This is a genomic window from Mesorhizobium sp. M0991, from assembly GCF_040318915.1.
Classification (GTDB): Bacteria; Pseudomonadota; Alphaproteobacteria; order Rhizobiales; family Rhizobiaceae; genus Mesorhizobium.
In genome coordinates this window covers 38289-55868 of sequence record NZ_JAMYNE010000003.1, presented here as the reverse complement: position 1 = coordinate 55868, position 17580 = coordinate 38289, and the positions used below count along the sequence as shown (strand labels likewise).

The following is a 17580-nucleotide window of genomic DNA, read 5'->3' as shown; positions in this document are numbered from 1 at the left end:
CGTAATGGCGGCCGAGTGCCTGTTTCGGCAGGCCTTTTTGGCGATCACTCATGATGAAAACCGCTCACGATTTGTTTGCTGGCTCTTCTTATTTTCGCCGCAGGCGCTAGGCTTTGCGTCACAGTTCGATGACAATCGAGTGACGCTTTTGTTGCGGGCCGGGGAACTATTGAAGTGGCAAAGACCAAGCAGAGCGCAGCCGAGGCGGCGCCACAGTTTCTTGAAGGCGATCCGTCGACCGGCTATCTACCGGAGCGCAAATGGCCTGTCATCCGCTATGGCCTTATCAGCTTGCTGGCCGCGGCCATCCTGGTGTTTGCCATCGAACTGATCGTGCGCGGCAACTTTGCCGGCACTGTCGATTTCTTTCTGCAGCCTTTCAAACCCGGCTGGACCACGATCATCATTTTTGCGCTGATCCTCATCGGCCTCGACGCCGTGCTCGGCCGCAGTCATCAGAGCCTGATGATAGTCGCGCCGCTGACGCTGTCGCTGGCGTTCGTCGGCCACCAGAAGTCGCTCTATCTCGGCGATCCGCTCTATCCGACCGATTTCCTCTATTCCCGGCAGATCGTGGCACTGATGCCGCTCCTGGTCCGCGATCGCCCGGGAACCGCCATTGCCCTGGCGATCGGCATTGTCGGCGGGCTGTCGCTGCTCGTCTATGGCTGGCGGCTATGGCGCCGCCGCGTTCCGGCACTCAGCCATAAGGGCCGCCTTGCCCGGCTGACACTGACGGTGCCGCTGATCGCCTTCTTCGTCTCCATCATGGACTATGCCACTTTCTCGTGGACGCGCGACCGGCTGCAGATCATCCCGATCATGTGGGACCAGAAGGAAAACTACGCTTCGAACGGTTTTGCGCTCGCCTTCGCGCTGAACGTCCCGATGGCCCATGTCTCGGCGCCGCCCGGCTATTCCGACAAGGCGATCGAAGCGATCGGCAAACCGCAGGTGACGGCCTCGGTACCTGCTGAAAAGCCCGACATCATCGTCGTCATGAGCGAATCCTTCTGGGATCCGACCAAGCTGCCCGGCGTCACCATCACACCCGACCCTATCCCCAATGTGCGGGCACTGCGCACGGGCTACATGTTCTCCCCCGAATTCGGCGGCATGACGGCCAACATCGAGTTCGAGGCCCTGACCGGCTTTTCCAACGCCTTCCTGCCGGCGGGCAGCATTCCCTACCAGCAATATGTGCGGACACCGACCCCTTCGCTGGCGACCTTCCTGAAAAGTCAGGGCTACCGGGCGCGTGCCATCCATCCCGGCACCAACTGGTTCTGGAACCGAGGGGCGGTCTATGCCGATTTCGGCTTCAACGACTTCAAGTCCGAGGAGACGTTGCCCCCCATGCAAAAACGCGGACCGCTCGCGTCGGACGCAGCTATGACGGACGAGATCATCCACGAGGCCGATACCAGCGCCGAGCCGGTCTTCTTTTTCGCCGTCAGCCTGCAGAACCACGGACCATATGAGCCGTATCGCTATAACAATCCGACCCATAAGGTGCAGGCGCCGATCAGCCAATGGGCGCGTGAATCGCTGTTGAGCTATGCCGAAGGCTCTTCCGACGCGGACCGCGGCCTCGAGCGGCTGATCGAATGGGCGAAGAAACGCGAGCGGCCGACGGTCATCGCTTTCTTCGGCGACCATCTGCCGCCGCTTGGGCCGGTCTACGTCGAGACCGGTTTCCTGAAGGACAATGTGGCGCCGCGCAAGGAGGCGGCCGACCAGATGCTGCTGCACCACCAGACGCCGCTGATCGTCTGGTCGAACCGCAGTGGCCCGGCCGAGGATCTGGGTGCCGTCAGCCCGGCCTTCCTGCCCTACCATATCCTGAAGACAGCCGGCATCACCCATCCCTATTACACCGGCTTCCTCGGCCAGTTGCGGGACCGTTATCGCGTCATCGACCGCAATTTGCTGTTGGCACCGGGGGGCGACGCCACCCCCGATTGGTCGCGTCGGAAAGAGATCGACCCGGCAATCCGCGACTTCCGTCTGCTGCAATACGACATGATGTTCGGCAAGCGCCATGCGGCGCCCGATTTCTTCCCCGAAACCACAGGCAAAGTGGCTGCGCATACGAGTTGAGCAGCGGCGGCGGGAGAGCGGCCTGTGGCCGGCGACATTGGTCTGGAAATAACGGTCGAAGACGTCCTTGCGCGTAGCGTCGATGTCGCCGAGATGCGAAGATGCAAGCCACGCCCGCCGGTGCTGGAACTTCGCATGGTGGTTAAGGTCCGGTTTCAGGAAATCCGTAAAACCTTGCCGTCGAGGCCCGTGGCGCTCTGGGACGGTGGGACACTAATCGAGCCGTTTGCCCTGTCGTTTGGCCTTGCTTTGCGGTCAAATTCCTGTATAGACGCCCGCAATCTGCCGGTCCTTGCTGGGGGCTGAACGGAGGGCCGGAGGTTTTTCGAACCTTCGCGTGAAGCCAGAAGCGCTTCCGCCTCCCGTGTCTCCGCTCTCGACCGTCTCGTCATGCTCCTTTCTTCCCCGCCTTCGCAAGGATTGCGGGTCAGAGAAGTTGCAGAGGCTTTTGCCGCCGGGAACCGGGAGAGAAACGAAGAAAGGCACGAACACTATGGCTCTATACGAACATGTGTTTCTTGCCCGGCAGGACCTCTCGCAGCAGCAGGTCGATGCGCTTGTCGAACAGTACAAGGGCGTCATCACCGCGAATGGCGGGTCCGTCGGCCGGGTCGAGAACTGGGGACTGAAGTCCCTCACCTACCGGGTCAACAAGAACCGGAAGGCATATTATACACTCATGGACATCACCTGCCCGCCGGCCGCGCTCAATGAAATGGAGCGCCAGATGGGCCTGTCCGAGGACGTACTGCGTTTCCTGACCATCAAGGTCGATGCGCATGAGGAAGGTCCGTCGGCAATGATGCAGAAGCGCGAAGAGCGCTCGGAACGCGGCGGCTTCGGCGATCGCGACCGTGGCGATCGTGGCCCGCGCTCATTCGGCGACCGCGATCGCGGTGACCGTGGTGATCGTCCGCCGCGCAGCTTCGGCGATGGCGGTGCCGATCGTGGCCCGCGCCGTCCGCGCGAAGGCTTTGAAGGAGCCGCAGAATAATGGTCGACATCAATCAGATCCCAACCCGGCGCCCCTTCCATCGTCGCCGCAAGACCTGCCCGTTCTCCGGCGCCAACGCGCCGAAGATCGACTACAAGGACGTGCGGCTTCTGCAGCGCTACATTTCCGAGCGCGGCAAGATCGTGCCATCGCGCATCACCGCCGTCAGCCAGAAGAAGCAGCGCGAACTCGCCAAGGCGATCAAGCGTGCCCGCTTCCTCGGCCTGCTGCCCTACGTGGTCCGCTAAAATTTACGCGGGCGGTTCGCCGCCCGCTTTTTTTCACCGGCCACGACGGGCGTAGCCGGATCGAACACTAAATCCCGGGTTGGATTTCGACAAGAGATCCTAACTGCCGCGACAGGCAGGACAGCGACACAGGCGGCGACGCCCCAGCTTCCTGACCTGTTCCAGACAATTCGGCGCCGATCCTGAGGATAGCGCCCAAGCGAAGGAACAAAACCATGGAAGTCATTCTTCTCGAACGCGTTTCCCGCCTCGGTCAGATGGGCGACACCGTCAAGGTCAAGGACGGATTCGCCCGCAATTTCCTGCTGCCGCAGGGCAAGGCGCTGCGCGCCAACGAAGCTAACAAGAAGAAGTTCGAAGGACAGCGGGCCCAGCTCGAAGCCCGCAACCTCGAGCGCAAGTCCGAGGCCGCGCAGATTGCAGAAAAGCTCGACGGCAAGAGCTTCATCGCCGTGCGCTCGGCCGGCGAAACCGGTCAGCTTTATGGTTCGGTCTCGACGCGCGACATCGCCGAGCTGGTGACGGCGGAAGGTTTTTCGGTCAACCGCAACCAGATCCTGCTCAACCAGCCGATCAAGACCATCGGCGTCACCAATGTGGCGATCGCGCTGCACCCGGAAGTCGAGGTTACCATCACGCTCAACATTGCCCGCACGGCCGACGAAGCCGAGCGCCAGGCCAAGGGCGAAACGCTGACCACCGCCGAAGCCATCTACGGCGAGGACATCAACGATAATGCGCGGCCGGAAAACTTCTTCGATCCGAATGCGGAGTTCGAGGGCGGCGAAGACAACGGCTGATCGTCATTCGTCGGCATTCGCCGGCTAATCGCTATTCTGGACCAATGCCCGGGCCTCGTACCCGGGCATTTTTATGCCAAATGGAACTTTTCGAACCCCTATATCTTGATGCAGAATAAGACAGCCTGTCTGACCGAGAGGGGACATTTGGTCATGAATATTCTGCTGAAACGCGTTCTCGACCGCCTGGTCCGCACAGGCAATCTCAAGGTGACAGGGCCGCAAGGCTCGATGGTGACTTTCGGTGACGGCAGCGGCGAGCCGGTGCACATGCATATCAAGACAAGGCATGCCGAGCGCGCCATCACTTTCGATCCGATGCTGGCGGTGCCGGAAGCCTACATGGACGGTGAACTCGACATTCTCGAGGGCGGCGTGCTGGGGGTGATGCGCATTGCGTTCCAGAACATGGGCAGCGGCGGTATCGATGCCACCTGGTCGAAGGCGATCGAGGGTCTGCGCCACGCCTTCCGGCGCCTGCAGCAGATCAACACGGCGTCGCGGGCGCGCCGCAACGTGCAGCGCCATTACGATCTGTCGGGCGACCTGTACCGCCTCTTCCTCGATGAGGACATGCAGTATTCCTGCGCCTATTTCGAGCAGCCGGACATGACGCTCGACGAGGCACAGGCAGCCAAGAAGCGCCATATCGCCGCCAAGCTCAGGCTGAAAGCGGGCCAGACGGTACTCGACATCGGCTCCGGCTGGGGTGGACTTGGGCTCTATCTCGCCAAGGCGTTCGACGTCGACGTACAGGGCGTGACGCTGTCGACCGAGCAGCACGGCGTCGCCACCGACCGCGCCCATGCGCAAGGCCTGCAAAACCGGGTTCATTTCGACATCAAGGACTATCGCGAACTCAATGAACGTTTCGACCGCATCGTCTCGGTCGGCATGTTCGAGCATGTCGGCGTCAATCATTTCCGCACCTTCTTCGACAAGTCGGCGACGCTGCTGAAGCCGGACGGCGTCATGCTGCTGCATACGATTGGCCGCTCCGGCGTGCCGTGGGCGACCAGCGCCTTCATCCGCAAATACATCTTCCCGGGCGGTTACATCCCGTCGCTCTCCGAAGTGATGCCGGCCATCGAAAAATCGGGGCTCGTCGTCACCGACATCGAGGTTCTACGGCTGCATTATGCCGAGACACTGAAGCATTGGGGCGAGCGCTTCGCCGCCAATCGCGACAAGGCCAAAGCGATTTATGACGAGCGCTTCTGCCGTATGTGGGAGTTCTATCTTGCCGCCTCGGAAGCTGCCTTCCGCTGGCAGGATCTCGTGATCTTCCAGATCCAGATCGCCAAGAAGAACGACACGCTGCCAATGACACGCGACTACATGGCCAGTTGCGAGAAGGCGCTGGAGATGCGCGATCTTGGACGTCGTGAAAAGGCTCCGGCGGCCAAGCCGGCTCGCCGCCGCAAGGTGGCGGATCCGGAGTAGACGGTCGGCGATCGCGCCATTGCCGCTTGCCATCGCCGGCTGGCACGCTGAAAAGGGTCCCGTCAACGCGGGACCTTTTTTCATGACCTACCTCCTCTACGTCGCCGCCGCACTTGCCGAGATCGCCGGCTGCTTTTCGTTCTGGGCGTGGTGGCGGCTGGACAAGTCGCCGCTGTGGTTGGCGCCCGGTCTCGTCTTGCTGGTGCTATTCGCGTGGCTGCTGGCGCTGGTCGACACCAGCGCGGCGGGCCGGGCCTACGCCGCCTATGGCGGCATCTACATTGCCGCCTCGCTGGCCTGGCCGTGGCTGGCGGAAGGCGTGCATCCCGACCGCTGGGACCTTGCCGGTGCCGCGATCTGCATCGTTGGCGCCTCGGTCGTTCTGCTCGCACCCCGGGCTGCGTGAGCGATGGAACTGCCCGTCCCGCTTAGACAAGGCGTCGACCGCCTTCTCGAACAGGTGCCGTTGCCGATGCTTAAGCAAGCGGCAAAGACGCTGTCGGACCGCTACCGCGCAGAGTTGCGCGACGGTCGCCTGCACATGGCCGAAGACATGGCGGTGAAGGCCTATCTGGCAACGCGGCTGCCGGCGACCTATGCGGCCGTTCGCGCCAGCCTCGATGCGGTGGGCGAGTCTCGACCCGACTATGCTCCGAAGACCTTGCTCGATGTCGGCGCCGGCCCTGGCACGGTGCTTTGGGCCACAATCGATCTCTGGCCCGATCTCGAACAGGCGGTGCTACTCGAGGCCGGCGCCGCGGTGCGACGGGTCGGCGAAGTACTTGCCGCGGATGCGATCACGGCCAGGACCGCCTGGCGGACCGGCGACGTCACCGTCGACCTGGTCGATCTGGAGCCGGCCGAGCTGGTGACTTCAGCCTATGTGCTGGATGAGATCGCGCCGGCATCGCTGGCAAAACTCGTCGATCGACTCTGGCAGCTGACCGCCGACACGCTGCTGGTCGTCGAGCCGGGCACGCCGGCCGGCTGGCAGCGCATCCTTGCCGTGCGTCGGCAACTGATCGAGGCGGGGGCGCACGTGCTTGCGCCTTGCCCGCATGAGGCGCCCTGCCCGCTCGTCGCGCCCGACTGGTGCCATTTCGCCCGCCGCGTCGCCCGCTCGCGCCTGCACCGTCTGGCCAAGGATGCCGAGGTGCCGTGGGAGGACGAGAAATTCATCTTTGTCGCCGCTTCCCGCCATCCGGCCGCTCCGCCTCGAGCGCGAGTGATCGCACCGCCGAAGTCGGGCTCCGGCAAGGTCTTGCTGAAGCTTTGCCAACAGGATGGGGGTGCTGCCGAGCGACTGTTCACCAAGCGCGACGGCGAGACATTCAAGGCCGCGCGGCGACTGGACTGGGGTGATGCCTTGCCGGAATGACCGGCAGCTATTTTCCTGTTTTGTTCTCGCCTGAGAACGGCTAGGCTCGCCATCTTGATTCGAGTCAATCGAGATTCTTTCCACCGAAAGATCCTGGCTGTGAATCGCGGGCATCAAAGTTGGTTGGTTGGGGACTGATGCAGATAAGTCATCACCGACTTGTCTCGTTCTGATATCGAGAGACGGGGATCAGGACCGGGGACATCATGGCAGAGGCAGCACGAAAATTCGGCGTGGCGGAAACACCGCTCTATCGCGAGGCGCCGAACAACATCGAGGCCGAGCAGGCACTGCTCGGCGCCATACTGGTCAACAACGATGCCTTCTACCGCGTCTCCGACTTCCTGAAGCCCGGCCATTTCTACGAGCCGCTGCATAGAAAGATCTTCGAGGTCGCGGCCGAGCTCATCCGCATGGGCAAGATCGCGACGCCGATCACGCTGAAGACCTTCCTGCCGGCCGACGAGAAGGTCGGCGACATGACGGTGGCGCAATATGTCGTGCGGTTGGCGGTCGAGGCCGTCACCGTCGTCAACGCCACCGACTATGGCCGCGCCATCTACGACCTGGCGACGCGGCGCGCGCTGATCACTGTCGGCGAGGACATGGTCAACATCGCCTATGACGCGCCGGTCGACATGTCGCCCTCCGACCAGATCGAGGATGCCGAGCGGCGCCTGTTCGAATTGGCCGAAACCGGCCGCTACGATGGCGGCTTCGAGAGCTTCACCGATGCCGTCAAGACGGCCGTCGACATGGCCAATGCGGCTTATATGCGCGACGGGCATTTGTCGGGCGTTGCTACCGGCTTGCGCGACCTCGACCGCCGCATGGGCGGCCTGCAGTCGTCCGACCTGATCATCATTGCCGGCCGCCCCGGCATGGGCAAGACCTCGCTCGCCACCAATATCGCCTTCAACATCGCCGAGGCCTATGTCCCGGCGCAGCAGGCGGACGGCTCGTTCAAGGCGGCCAATGGCGGCGTCGTCGGCTTCTTTTCGCTCGAAATGTCATCCGAACAGCTGGCCACCCGCATTATTTCCGAACAGACGGAAATCCCGTCGTCGAAAATCCGGCGCGGCGAGATCAGCGAGATGGATTTCGAAAAGCTCGTCGCCTGCTCGCAGACCATGCAGAAAATCCCGCTGTTCATCGACCAGACCGGCGGCATTTCCATCGCTCAGCTGTCGGCCCGCGCACGTCGCCTGAAGCGCCAGCGCGGCCTCGACGTCATCGTCATCGACTATATCCAGCTGATGCAGGGATCGAGCGCGAAATCGTCGCAAAACCGCGTCCAGGAAATCACCGAGATCACCACCGGCCTCAAGGCACTAGCCAAGGAGCTGGCGGTGCCGATCATCGCCCTGTCGCAGCTGTCGCGCCAGGTCGAAAGCCGCGACGACAAGCGCCCGCAGCTTTCGGATCTGCGCGAATCGGGCTCCATCGAGCAGGACGCCGACGTAGTGCTGTTCGTCTACCGCGAGGAATATTATCTGAAGAACCGCGAGCCGAAGCCGGGCACCGACGAATACATCAAGTGGGAACATGAGATGAACGAAATGCGCGGCAAGGCCGAAGTCATCGTCGCCAAGCAGCGCCACGGTCCAACGGGATCGGTCAGCCTCGCCTTCCAGGGCGAATTCACCCGCTTCTCGGACCTTGCCGAGGAACATCATTTGCCGGATCGGTTCGAGTAGCTTTTTGACCGACCGTCGCGCTCCGCCACACCCCCCTCTGGCCTGCCGGCCATCTCCCCCGCAAGGGGGGAGATCGGCAGTTTTGCCGCCGGTTCTCCTCTTGCGGCATCGGAGATTGGTGAAAGCATCAATGACAGCCAATCTCCCCCCTTGCGGGGGAGATGTCCGGCAGGACAGAGGGGGGTGCGAAGGATCGCCAGCCCTCGACCATTTGCGAACGGTATCCGCCTGATGGCCAAATCTCGCATTCAGTTCATCTGCCAGAATTGCGGTTCGGTGCATCAGCGCTGGGCCGGCAAATGCGATGCCTGCGGCGAGTGGAACACGCTGGTCGAGGAAGGCACGTCGGGCGGTATCGGCTCTGGCCCGGCCAATACGCGCAACGCCCGCAAGGGCCGCGCGGTGGTGCTGACCAGCCTCTCCGGCGACATCGAGGACGCGCCGCGTATCGTCTCCGGCATCGGCGAGCTCGACCGCGCCACCGGCGGCGGCTTCGTGCGTGGCTCGGCGCTGCTGGTCGGCGGCGATCCCGGCATCGGCAAGTCGACACTGCTCACCCAGGCCGCCGCGGCACTGGCAGCAAAGGGCCACCGCATCGTCTATGTCTCGGGTGAAGAAGCGGTCGCCCAGATCAGGCTGCGCGCCCAGCGGCTCGGCGTCGCCGGCACCTCCGTCGAACTCGCCGCCGAGACCAATGTCGAGGACATCCTCGCCACCATTGCCGACGGCAAGCGGCCGGATCTGGTCATTCTCGATTCGATCCAGACGCTGTGGACCGACATGGCCGATTCGGCACCCGGCACGGTCACCCAGGTGCGTGCCGCCGCCCAAGCGATGATCCGCTATGCGAAATCCACAGGAGCGGCGATCGTTCTGGTCGGCCACGTCACCAAGGAGGGCCAGATCGCCGGACCACGGGTGGTCGAGCACATGGTCGACGCGGTGCTCTATTTCGAGGGCGAAGGCGGCCACCACTACCGCATCCTGCGCACGGTCAAGAACCGCTTCGGGCCAACCGACGAGATCGGCGTGTTCGAAATGTCGGACAAAGGCTTGCGGGAAGTCGCCAACCCGTCCGAGCTTTTCCTCGGTGAACGCCATGCGAAGTCGCCGGGTGCCGCGGTTTTCGCCGGCATGGAAGGCACACGGCCGGTGCTGGTCGAGATCCAGGCGCTGGTGGCGCCGTCGACGCTGGGCACACCGCGCCGCGCCGTCGTCGGCTGGGACGGTGCCCGGCTGTCGATGATCCTGGCGGTTCTGGAAGCCCATTGTGGCGTCCGCTTCGGCACGCACGACGTCTATCTCAACGTTGCCGGCGGCTACCGAATTTCGGAGCCGGCGGCCGACCTGGCGGTGGCGGCGGCACTGGTTTCCTCGCTCACCGGTCTTGCCCTTCCCGCCGATTGCGTCTATTTCGGCGAAATCAGCCTTTCGGGTGCAGTGAGGCCGGTTGCGCATGCGCAGCAGCGCCTCAAGGAAGCCGAAAAGCTGGGTTTCGGAAGCGCGGTTCTGCCCTTGGGCAGCGAGGAACTTGTTGGTGGTAATGGAGCCGGGGGGATCGGAGCCGGCGCTTTCCAGCCCACCGAGCTGGCCGATCTCGTGGCGCGCATAGCCGGCTCACGGCGCAGCCGCGCCGACGAGCAAGAGTGATGCGGCTCGTCGAGCCGTGAAAAAGAGATCGGAGTGGGGCGAAAAACATGCCGATTACGCTGCTTGACGGAATTCTCGTCGGCTTCACCCTGGTCTCGGCGATGCTCGCTATGGTTCGCGGCTTTTCGCGCGAGATCCTGTCGATCATCTCCTGGGCAGCCGCCGCGGCGGCCGCCTTCTTCTTCTACAAGCCGGTGCTGCCTTACATTCAGCCCTATATCGATAACGAAAAGGCCGCCATGGCGGCGGCCGCCGGTATCGTCTTCATTGTCGCGCTGATCGTCGTTTCGGTCATCACCATGAAGCTCGCCGACTGGATCATCGATTCCAGGATCGGCGCGCTTGATCGCACACTTGGCTTCCTCTACGGCGCGGCGCGTGGCATCCTGGTCGTCGCTGTCGCGCTGCTTTTCTTCAATTGGTTGGCCGGCGCCAAAGCTCCAGGCTGGATTGCCAATGCCAAGTCAAAGCCGCTGCTCGAATCGATCGGCGCAAAGCTGGAAAGCCTGCTGCCCGAGGACCCGGAAAACGCCATCCTCAACAAGCTCAACCCGAATCAACCGGCCACCGAGACGCCTCTGGGCCCCGATGCGCCCGCAGCAGAAGCCCCTGCCGCCGGCGACGACGCCACTGCTCCAGCACCCGACGACAGCGACGCGCCGCCGGCCGACAATGCGCCCGCGACGCCGGCACCTGAAAACCCGGCGCCGGCAAACTGATTTCGGCAGACTTGCGAGGCTCAAGACTGCCGATCATGTGCACGACGTGCGTTGCTTTCGATGCGCTATGACCTTATATGGCGACTTTAGCGGAGCTTGAGCCCCAATGGCAGCCTCAGTGGCAGACGCAGACGACGTGCTTTCCGCCGAAGCCGACGACCATTTCCACGACGAATGCGGCGTGTTCGGCATTTTCGGCCGCCAGGACGCCGCAGCCATCGTCACACTCGGCCTCCATGCGTTGCAGCATCGAGGCCAGGAAGCGGCCGGCATCGTTTCTTATGACGGCACCCAATTCCATGTCGAACGCCATGTCGGCCTGATCGGCGACACCTTTACCAAGCAGCGTGTCATCGACAGCCTGCAAGGCAACCGTGCCATCGGCCACACACGCTATGCCACCACCGGCGGCGCCGGCATGCGCAATATCCAGCCTTTCTTCGCCGAACTTGCCGATGGCGGCTTTGCCGTCGCCCACAACGGCAATCTCACCAACGCCATGACCGTGCAGCGCGCGCTGCAGAAGCAAGGCGCCATCTTCTCTTCCACCTCCGATACCGAGACGCTCTTGCATCTGGTAGCCACCAGCAAGGAGCGCGACCTGAATTCGCGCTTCATCGATGCGGTGCGCCAGGTCGAAGGCGCCTTCTCGCTGGTGGCAATGACGTCCAAGAAGATGATCGGCTGCCGCGACCCGCTCGGCATCCGACCGCTGGTGCTCGGCGATCTCGACGGCGCCTGGATCCTCGCCTCCGAGACCTGCGCGCTCGACATTATCGGTGCGCGTTTCGTTCGCGACCTGAAGCCCGGCGAAATGGTCGTCGTCACCAGCAAGGGCATCGAAAGCCTGTTCCCGTTCGAGCCGCAAAAGACCCGCTTCTGCATTTTCGAATATGTCTATTTCGCGCGGCCGGATTCGTCAGTCGAAGGCCGCAACGTCTACGAAGTGCGCAAGCGCATCGGCGCCGAGCTGGCACTGGAAAGTCCGGTCGAGGCCGACATCGTCGTGCCGGTGCCGGATTCGGGTACGCCGGCGGCGATCGGCTTTTCGCAGGCCGCGGGCATTCCGTTCGAGCTCGGCATCATCCGCAATCACTATGTTGGCCGCACCTTCATCCAGCCCGGCGATTCGATCCGCCACATGGGTGTCAAGCTCAAGCACAACGCCAACCGCCGTATGATCGAAGGCAAGCGCGTGGTGCTAGTGGACGATTCGATCGTGCGCGGCACTACCAGCCAGAAGATCGTGCAGATGGTGCGCGATGCCGGCGCCAAGGAAGTACATATGCGCATCGCTTCACCGCCGACGCGCGCGTCCTGCTTTTACGGCGTCGACACACCGGAAAAGTCGAAGCTGCTGGCGTCGCGCATGTCGGTGGAGGAGATGGCCGAGTTCATCCGCGTCGATTCGCTCGGCTTCCTCTCGATCGACGGGCTCTACCGGGCCGTCGGCGAAACCGGCCGCGACAACGAGCAGCCGCAATTCTGCGACGCCTGCTTCACCGGCCAGTATCCGACCCGGCTTGCCGATTTCGAAGGCTCCGACAATGTGCGCACGCTGTCGCTGTTAGCGGCCGGCGGGTCTTAGCAGACGTCGCTTCAATGCTGAAGCTGTTCTGGCTGGATTTTGAAGCAGGACGCCGCCACGGTTTTCCGATGGGCGTCGGCATCACCGCAGAAGACGAAACGGATGCGGTAGATCTCGCCAAAACGCGGTTGTTTGCCAGCGGAAGATTTCCGACCCCCTACAGGATCAAGATCATCCCCGATCTCGACACCCTGGACCCGAACCATGTCAGGCCGAATATCGGCCACTACCTGCGTCGAGGAATCTGGTTTCCAACCGGTTATGATAGTAGCTGGTCTCCGTAACCTTTGATCTCAGAGTGACCTCATGATTTCTGCCCTCGATCTCTCCGGCCGCGTAGCGGTCGTCACCGGCGCCTCGCGCGGCATCGGCTATTTCATCGCCAGGGAGCTTGCCGCCGCCGGTGCGCATGTGATTGCGGTTGCTCGCACCGTCGGCGGGTTGGAAGAACTCGACGACCAGATCAAGGCAGGCGGCGGACAAGCGACGCTCGTCCCGCTCGATCTTGCCGACATGGCGGGGATCGACCGGCTGGGCGGCGCCATCCACGAGCGCTGGGGCAAGCTCGACATACTGGTCGCCAACGCCGCTGTGCTCGGCGTCATCGCCCCGATCGGCCATGTCGAGGCCAAGACCTTCGAGAAGGTGATGACCATCAACGTCACCGCAACATGGCGGCTGATCCGCTCGGTCGACCCGCTGCTCAGGCTTTCCGATGCCGGCCGCGCTATCGTGCTGAGCTCCAGCCTTGCCCACTCCGCACGCGCCTTCTGGGCGCCTTATGCGGCGTCGAAGGCGGCGGTCGAGGCCATGACGCGTTCATGGGCGCATGAGACCGAAAACCTGCCGCTCAGGGTCAATGCCGCCGATCCCGGGGCAACGCGCACCGCGATGCGGGCGCAGGCTGTACCCGGCGAGGATCCTGAAACGCTGCCGCACCCTTCGGAGATCGCCAAGCGTATCGTGCCGCTGGCCAGCCCTACGCTCAAGGAGACCGGGCTGATCTTCCAGGCCAAGCACAACCGCTTTGTCGCTTACCGGCAGCCGGAGTAAGCGGCCTAACATCACGCGGCTGTGATGCCGTGGCTTAACGCCGCGCTTTGGCCCAGCTTTCGCCGCTGGGCCGGAGTTGCTAGGATCGTGCGACTCCCAAAACAAGCAGAGCGAGGAAATACCCATGGCGGCACCGAGCGTAGCGTTAGTCTGGTATCTGGTGATCGCCGGCCCGCAAGGCGGCATGGTCGTGTTGCCCAGCACATTCGACACCCGCGAACAGTGCACCTTCGCCATAACCGAATACCAGAAGCAACCGACGCCGGCCGGCTGGTCGGTGCAGTGCGTGCCGAGCGCCTCGCCCTTCGCCGACGAGGGCGACGCCGAGGAGCCGTCGGCGCAGTAGGACAGCGTGATCTCCCCCCTTGAGGGGCCCTTGAGGGGGAGATGCCAAGTTTTGGCAAAGAGGGCAGGCCAGAGGGGGTCGCCACGCGTGGAGCGCCGGCCTCCATCTGCTGCAGCGGGCCGAGCCCGGTCGGACCAACCCCCTCTGCCCTGCCGGGCATCTCCCCCTCAAGGGGGGAGATCAGCAGCCCCAGCGTCGTGCGCTTACCGCCAGCTCCGGCTTCTGGCTGATGGTCTGGAACACGACGCAGTAGCGCTCGGTCAGCTTGATCAGCGCATCGACGCGCTCCTGCGGCTCGTCGGTGTCGAGGCCGAATGTCAGCCGGATGGCACGGAAGCCAACCGGCGCATCCTTTGCCACACCAAGCGTGCCGCGAAAGTCGAGATCGCCTTCGGCTTCCACCGTGGCGGCCCCAAGCTTGAATTCCAGCGCCGTCGCTACCGCCTTCAGCGTGACGCCGGCGCAAGCCACCAGCGCCTCCAGCAGCATGTCGCCGGAGCAGAGTTCGAGCCCGGTGCCGCCGGTCGCCGGATGCAGCCCGGCAATGGCGATCGCCGTGCCTGTCTCGACCTTGCAGGCGATCGATTGGTCGTCGATCGAGCCTTTGGCGCGGAGAGTAATCAGCGCGCGCGAGGCGTCGTCGCGATAGGCCTCCTTCAGCGGCGCCTGCATGGCCTTCAATGCGATCGCATCCATTTCGTCGTCTCCTATAGTTGCCTGGCTTCGCTGCTTAACGGCTATGCCGCCTGCCCCAAACGCAAGCGCGCGCTGGCGTAGCGCTTAGCAGGGTCTCGCCCGTATAGCCTGACGATACGGGGGCATCCAACGCTTTCACACCGTCTCTCGCAACACATTCGTAAGGCCGCCGGACAATGGCCGACATCGCCATCCTGGAAACGCGCGAAAGGCTTTCGCCGGCATCCTGTTCACCGGGGCTGCCGGTCTGCTGTTTCGATGCACGACGCCTCGATCAAGCTGACACTATGGTGTCAGGACGGGGCAGAGTAGGCTGGTGAGATGACGGAATTGCTGGACATGCCAGGCACAGTGGAAAGCGCCCGCGAACGTACCCTCGGCATCATCCTGGTCTCGGCATCGGCGGCCGTCTTCGGCCTCACCGGCGTGCTGACCAAATCGATCCATGCCGACCCGCTGACCATTACCTGCTGGCGCGGCTTCGTCGGCTCGATCCTGATCAGCCTCTATGTGCTATGGCGCCGCCAGCGCTCCGGCGGTCGCGACAGCCTGCGGCTCGGCTGGCGAGGCTGGCTGCTGGCGATCGAAGGCGCGCTCGCCAGCATCGCCTTCATCTCGGCGTTCAAGTTCACCTTTGTCGCCAATGTCGCGATCATCTATGCCACGGCTCCGTTCGTCACCGCGCTGCTGGCCCTCCTGTTGGTCCGCGAGCCGTTCCGGCTGCAGACGCTTGCCGCCGCCGCCGTGTCACTATGCGGGGTGGCGATCATGGTCTGGTCCGGCTTCGGCACCGGCCATTTGTTCGGCGACGGGCTGGCGCTGCTGATGACGATCGGCAGCGCGCTCTACATGATCATGGTGCGCGCCTTCCGCGACACGCCGGTGGTGTGGGCGGGTGCGGTGTCGGCATTCCTTCTGTTCGTGCTCGGCTGGTTCGTCGCCGATCCGCTGGCTGTCTCGGCCAGGGACGCTGTGCTTCTAGCCACCTTCGGCTCCTCGTTCGCGCTGGCTTCGATCCTGTGGACGGAGGGCACCCGGCTTATTCCGGCGGCCGAGTCCGGATTGCTGGGTTCAGCTGAAGTGCCATTCGCGATCCTGTTTGCCTTCCTGTTCCTGGCGGAGATCCCGCCGGCAGCCAGCATGGTCGGCGGCGCCATCGTGCTTTGCGCTGTGTTCGCCCACGCCGGCCGCGACTGGCTGATGGCCAGGCAGCGCGCAGCGGATGCATGACCAATCCTCGCCGCGTCCGAGCGCGAGTTGGTGGTCCGATCACGAGAAATCCGTTCCTGAAAATAAATTTTAAAAGTCACGGAACCATCATAGGGCTCAGGCATTATGGCTGCGACGGGCCACCCCAAGTCCCCCCAAACCCCTCGGCCCGTCTTACTCAGAAGCCGACCGCAAGGTCGGCTTTTTCTTTGCTGGCTCAATTGGCCAAGGCCAGGTTGCCGCTGAACAACGCGGCCAGATCCTGCGCCGGCCGGTCGGCATCCTCACGCAAGCGGACGGCGAATTCGGCGACCGGCACCGGCGGCAGATCAAGATCGCGCGGCGCCTCGACGATGCCGGAATGAGCGAAGCGCGCCGTCCTCAACGTCAAGGCGATGCCGGCGTGCACCGCCGTGCGCAGGCCGGCAAGGCTGGCACTGCCGGCAGCAATGCGGTAGCGACGGCCGGCCGCATCGAGTGCACTGGTCGCCGCTTCGCGAAACCCGCAATGGGGATCGAGCAGCGCCAAGGGCAGTTCGTCGTGGCGGGCGGCCAGCCCGTTCTGTGAGCAAAGCCAGATCATTGGTTCCTTGAGCACACCGACTTCGTCCCGTGTCGGCACCTGCCGCATGGCAATGGCCAGATCAAGGGTGCCGGCCTGCAAAGCCTGCGCCAGTTCGGCGGAACGGCCGACGCGCAGTTCGATCCTGACGCGCGGATGGCTGACAGCAAAAGCCCTGAGAAGCTGCGGCAAGCCGCTATCGGCGAAATCCTGCGTGGTGCCGATGGCGACGCGCCCGTCGGCGTGCGCCCCTTTGAGGGCCAGCCACGCCTCGCGGTGCGCGGCAAGGATGCGACGCGCGTGAGCGATCAGATCCTCGCCTGCCGGCGTCAGGCCGCGCCCTCGCCCCTGCGGCACCAGCAGCGGTTCGCCGACAACATCCTCCAGCCGCTGCATCTGCGCGGTCACTGCGGACGGCGAGCGACCGACGATCGACGCGGCCCGCGCCAGGGAACCGCCATCGACGAAAGCGAGGAAAGTCTTGAGGAGGTCGGGATCGAACATCTGCATAATTCGATATTATCAAAGTGTTTATCAAAAACAATTCGATTTTTTTGATCAAAGGACGATGGCATGATTTTCTCGACGGCGAAGAGGCGCCGCTTGAAACCGAGGAGAAGAAATATGCCGATCATCAATGTCAGCGTTACCGGCAAGCCCGATGCCGCTTTGTCCGCCGCCATTGCCAAGGAAGTGACCGAACTGACGGCCACGCATCTGCGCAAGGACGCGACGATTACAGCTGTTGCCATTTCCTATCACGACCCCGAGCACTGGTTCGCCGGCGGCAAGTCGCTGGCCGAGCATGGCGCCAACACGGCTTGGCTCGACATCAAGGTTGTCGACGGCACCAACACCAAGCTCGAACTGGAGGCGTATCTGCAGGCAATTTTCGCCGCATTCGGCCGGCTGCTGGGCAAGGTGCATGAGGAAAGCTACGCCCTCGTGCATGAAGTGCCTGCGGCCGCCTATGGCTTTGGCGGCAAGACGCAGGAATTCCGCTTCATCAGCGGAAGGATGAAAGCGGCGTAGCTGCGATAGGCAGCCGAGCCCAATTAAAGATAGGAGAGAAGGAAAAATGGAGCCGCATTGACGTT

At 63.3% G+C, this 17580-nt stretch carries 19 protein-coding genes; 17 read left to right on the top strand and 2 right to left on the bottom strand.

The genetic code is table 11. From position 1 onward, the window contains the following. The first annotated feature begins 174 nt into the window (after positions 1-174). The 15 genes from NKH70_RS05945 (at position 175) to NKH70_RS05875 (ending at position 14016) form a co-directional block, all read left to right on the top strand. Positions 175-2100 (top strand): LTA synthase family protein, encoded by a 1926-nt coding sequence (locus NKH70_RS05945; RefSeq protein WP_352911492.1) that lies wholly within the window; start codon positions 175-177, stop codon positions 2098-2100. 24 nt (positions 2101-2124) lie between these two features. After that, entirely contained in the window at positions 2125-2406 is a 282-nt protein-coding gene (locus tag NKH70_RS05940; RefSeq protein ID WP_352911495.1) for a hypothetical protein, read from the top strand. A gap of 187 nt (positions 2407-2593) precedes the next feature. Next, a complete protein-coding gene (gene rpsF, locus NKH70_RS05935) occupies positions 2594-3094 on the top strand; it encodes a 30S ribosomal protein S6 (RefSeq protein ID WP_292663863.1) in 501 nt (166 codons plus the stop codon). After that, a complete protein-coding gene (rpsR, locus tag NKH70_RS05930) occupies positions 3094-3342 on the top strand; it encodes a 30S ribosomal protein S18 (protein ID WP_006203718.1) in 249 nt (82 codons plus the stop codon). Before rpsF ends, rpsR begins: the two co-directional genes overlap by 1 nt. Before the next feature lie 215 nt (positions 3343-3557). Further along, positions 3558-4142 carry a 50S ribosomal protein L9 gene (gene rplI / locus NKH70_RS05925; RefSeq protein WP_254820243.1) on the top strand — a complete coding sequence of 195 codons (585 nt, stop codon included), beginning with the start codon at positions 3558-3560 and terminating at the stop codon, positions 4140-4142. Positions 4143-4295: 153 nt separating this feature from the next. Beyond that, positions 4296-5585, top strand: coding sequence for a cyclopropane fatty acid synthase (locus tag NKH70_RS05920; RefSeq protein WP_352567445.1), 1290 nt, complete (start codon positions 4296-4298; stop codon positions 5583-5585). An 82-nt stretch (positions 5586-5667) separates the two neighbouring features. Next, on the top strand, positions 5668-5991 hold the full coding sequence (locus NKH70_RS05915) for a YnfA family protein (RefSeq protein ID WP_353024953.1): 324 nt from the start codon (positions 5668-5670) through the stop codon (positions 5989-5991). A gap of 3 nt (positions 5992-5994) precedes the next feature. Further along, a complete protein-coding gene (locus tag NKH70_RS05910; RefSeq protein WP_352911501.1) occupies positions 5995-6963 on the top strand; it encodes a small ribosomal subunit Rsm22 family protein in 969 nt (322 codons plus the stop codon). A gap of 206 nt (positions 6964-7169) precedes the next feature. Then, positions 7170-8660: a replicative DNA helicase gene (locus tag NKH70_RS05905; RefSeq protein WP_023677714.1), complete on the top strand. Its 1491-nt coding sequence runs from the start codon at positions 7170-7172 to the stop codon at positions 8658-8660. Positions 8661-8891: 231 nt separating this feature from the next. Next, positions 8892-10310, top strand: coding sequence for a DNA repair protein RadA (gene radA / locus NKH70_RS05900; protein ID WP_352911504.1), 1419 nt, complete (start codon positions 8892-8894; stop codon positions 10308-10310). 47 nt (positions 10311-10357) lie between these two features. Then, entirely contained in the window at positions 10358-11029 is a 672-nt protein-coding gene (locus tag NKH70_RS05895; protein WP_352911507.1) for a CvpA family protein, read from the top strand. Positions 11030-11147: 118 nt separating this feature from the next. Further along, entirely contained in the window at positions 11148-12617 is a 1470-nt protein-coding gene (purF, locus tag NKH70_RS05890; protein ID WP_352911510.1) for an amidophosphoribosyltransferase, read from the top strand. A gap of 14 nt (positions 12618-12631) precedes the next feature. Then, complete coding sequence (locus NKH70_RS05885; protein ID WP_352911513.1) at positions 12632-12901, top strand: hypothetical protein; 270 nt, start codon at positions 12632-12634, stop codon at positions 12899-12901. Between the two features lie 22 nt (positions 12902-12923). Continuing rightward, on the top strand, positions 12924-13670 hold the full coding sequence (locus NKH70_RS05880) for an SDR family NAD(P)-dependent oxidoreductase (RefSeq protein WP_352647445.1): 747 nt from the start codon (positions 12924-12926) through the stop codon (positions 13668-13670). Positions 13671-13794: 124 nt separating this feature from the next. Next, positions 13795-14016, top strand: coding sequence for a hypothetical protein (locus NKH70_RS05875; protein WP_292662211.1), 222 nt, complete (start codon positions 13795-13797; stop codon positions 14014-14016). Positions 14017-14196: 180 nt separating this feature from the next. Here the strand turns inward: NKH70_RS05875 and NKH70_RS05870 are convergent, their stop codons facing one another. Then, complete coding sequence (locus NKH70_RS05870; protein ID WP_352911517.1) at positions 14197-14712, bottom strand: OsmC family protein; 516 nt, start codon at positions 14710-14712, stop codon at positions 14197-14199. Positions 14713-15033: 321 nt separating this feature from the next. On the opposite strand from NKH70_RS05870, the gene NKH70_RS05865 reads away from it, so the two are divergent. Beyond that, complete coding sequence (locus tag NKH70_RS05865; RefSeq protein ID WP_502908320.1) at positions 15034-15942, top strand: DMT family transporter; 909 nt, start codon at positions 15034-15036, stop codon at positions 15940-15942. A 196-nt stretch (positions 15943-16138) separates the two neighbouring features. Here NKH70_RS05865 and NKH70_RS05860 read toward each other — a convergent pair whose 3' ends face one another. After that, positions 16139-16993, bottom strand: a complete 855-nt coding sequence (locus tag NKH70_RS05860; RefSeq protein ID WP_352911520.1) for a LysR substrate-binding domain-containing protein — start codon at positions 16991-16993, stop codon at positions 16139-16141. A 114-nt stretch (positions 16994-17107) separates the two neighbouring features. Between NKH70_RS05860 and NKH70_RS05855 the strand changes: the two genes are divergently transcribed. Further along, positions 17108-17515 carry a tautomerase family protein gene (locus tag NKH70_RS05855; RefSeq protein WP_352467176.1) on the top strand — a complete coding sequence of 136 codons (408 nt, stop codon included), beginning with the start codon at positions 17108-17110 and terminating at the stop codon, positions 17513-17515. Positions 17516-17580 lie beyond the last annotated feature (65 nt).

Bases quoted from the DNA above. Each gene is read 5' to 3' on its own strand.
- NKH70_RS05905 (WP_023677714.1), top strand. From the start codon at position 7,170: ATGGCAGAGGCAGCACGAAAATTCGGCGTGGCGGAAACACCGCTCTAT.
- rplI (WP_254820243.1), top strand. From the start codon at position 3,558: ATGGAAGTCATTCTTCTCGAACGCGTTTCCCGCCTCGGTCAGATGGGC.
- NKH70_RS05865 (WP_502908320.1), top strand. From the start codon at position 15,034: ATGACGGAATTGCTGGACATGCCAGGCACAGTGGAAAGCGCCCGCGAA.
- rpsF (WP_292663863.1), top strand. From the start codon at position 2,594: ATGGCTCTATACGAACATGTGTTTCTTGCCCGGCAGGACCTCTCGCAG.
- NKH70_RS05875 (WP_292662211.1), top strand. From the start codon at position 13,795: ATGGCGGCACCGAGCGTAGCGTTAGTCTGGTATCTGGTGATCGCCGGC.
- NKH70_RS05870 (WP_352911517.1), bottom strand. From the start codon at position 14,712: ATGGATGCGATCGCATTGAAGGCCATGCAGGCGCCGCTGAAGGAGGCC.
- NKH70_RS05880 (WP_352647445.1), top strand. From the start codon at position 12,924: ATGATTTCTGCCCTCGATCTCTCCGGCCGCGTAGCGGTCGTCACCGGC.
- NKH70_RS05895 (WP_352911507.1), top strand. From the start codon at position 10,358: ATGCCGATTACGCTGCTTGACGGAATTCTCGTCGGCTTCACCCTGGTC.
- NKH70_RS05855 (WP_352467176.1), top strand. From the start codon at position 17,108: ATGCCGATCATCAATGTCAGCGTTACCGGCAAGCCCGATGCCGCTTTG.
- NKH70_RS05910 (WP_352911501.1), top strand. From the start codon at position 5,995: ATGGAACTGCCCGTCCCGCTTAGACAAGGCGTCGACCGCCTTCTCGAA.
- NKH70_RS05920 (WP_352567445.1), top strand. From the start codon at position 4,296: ATGAATATTCTGCTGAAACGCGTTCTCGACCGCCTGGTCCGCACAGGC.
- NKH70_RS05915 (WP_353024953.1), top strand. From the start codon at position 5,668: ATGACCTACCTCCTCTACGTCGCCGCCGCACTTGCCGAGATCGCCGGC.
- rpsR (WP_006203718.1), top strand. From the start codon at position 3,094: ATGGTCGACATCAATCAGATCCCAACCCGGCGCCCCTTCCATCGTCGC.
- NKH70_RS05860 (WP_352911520.1), bottom strand. From the start codon at position 16,993: ATGCAGATGTTCGATCCCGACCTCCTCAAGACTTTCCTCGCTTTCGTC.
- NKH70_RS05885 (WP_352911513.1), top strand. From the start codon at position 12,632: ATGCTGAAGCTGTTCTGGCTGGATTTTGAAGCAGGACGCCGCCACGGT.
- radA (WP_352911504.1), top strand. From the start codon at position 8,892: ATGGCCAAATCTCGCATTCAGTTCATCTGCCAGAATTGCGGTTCGGTG.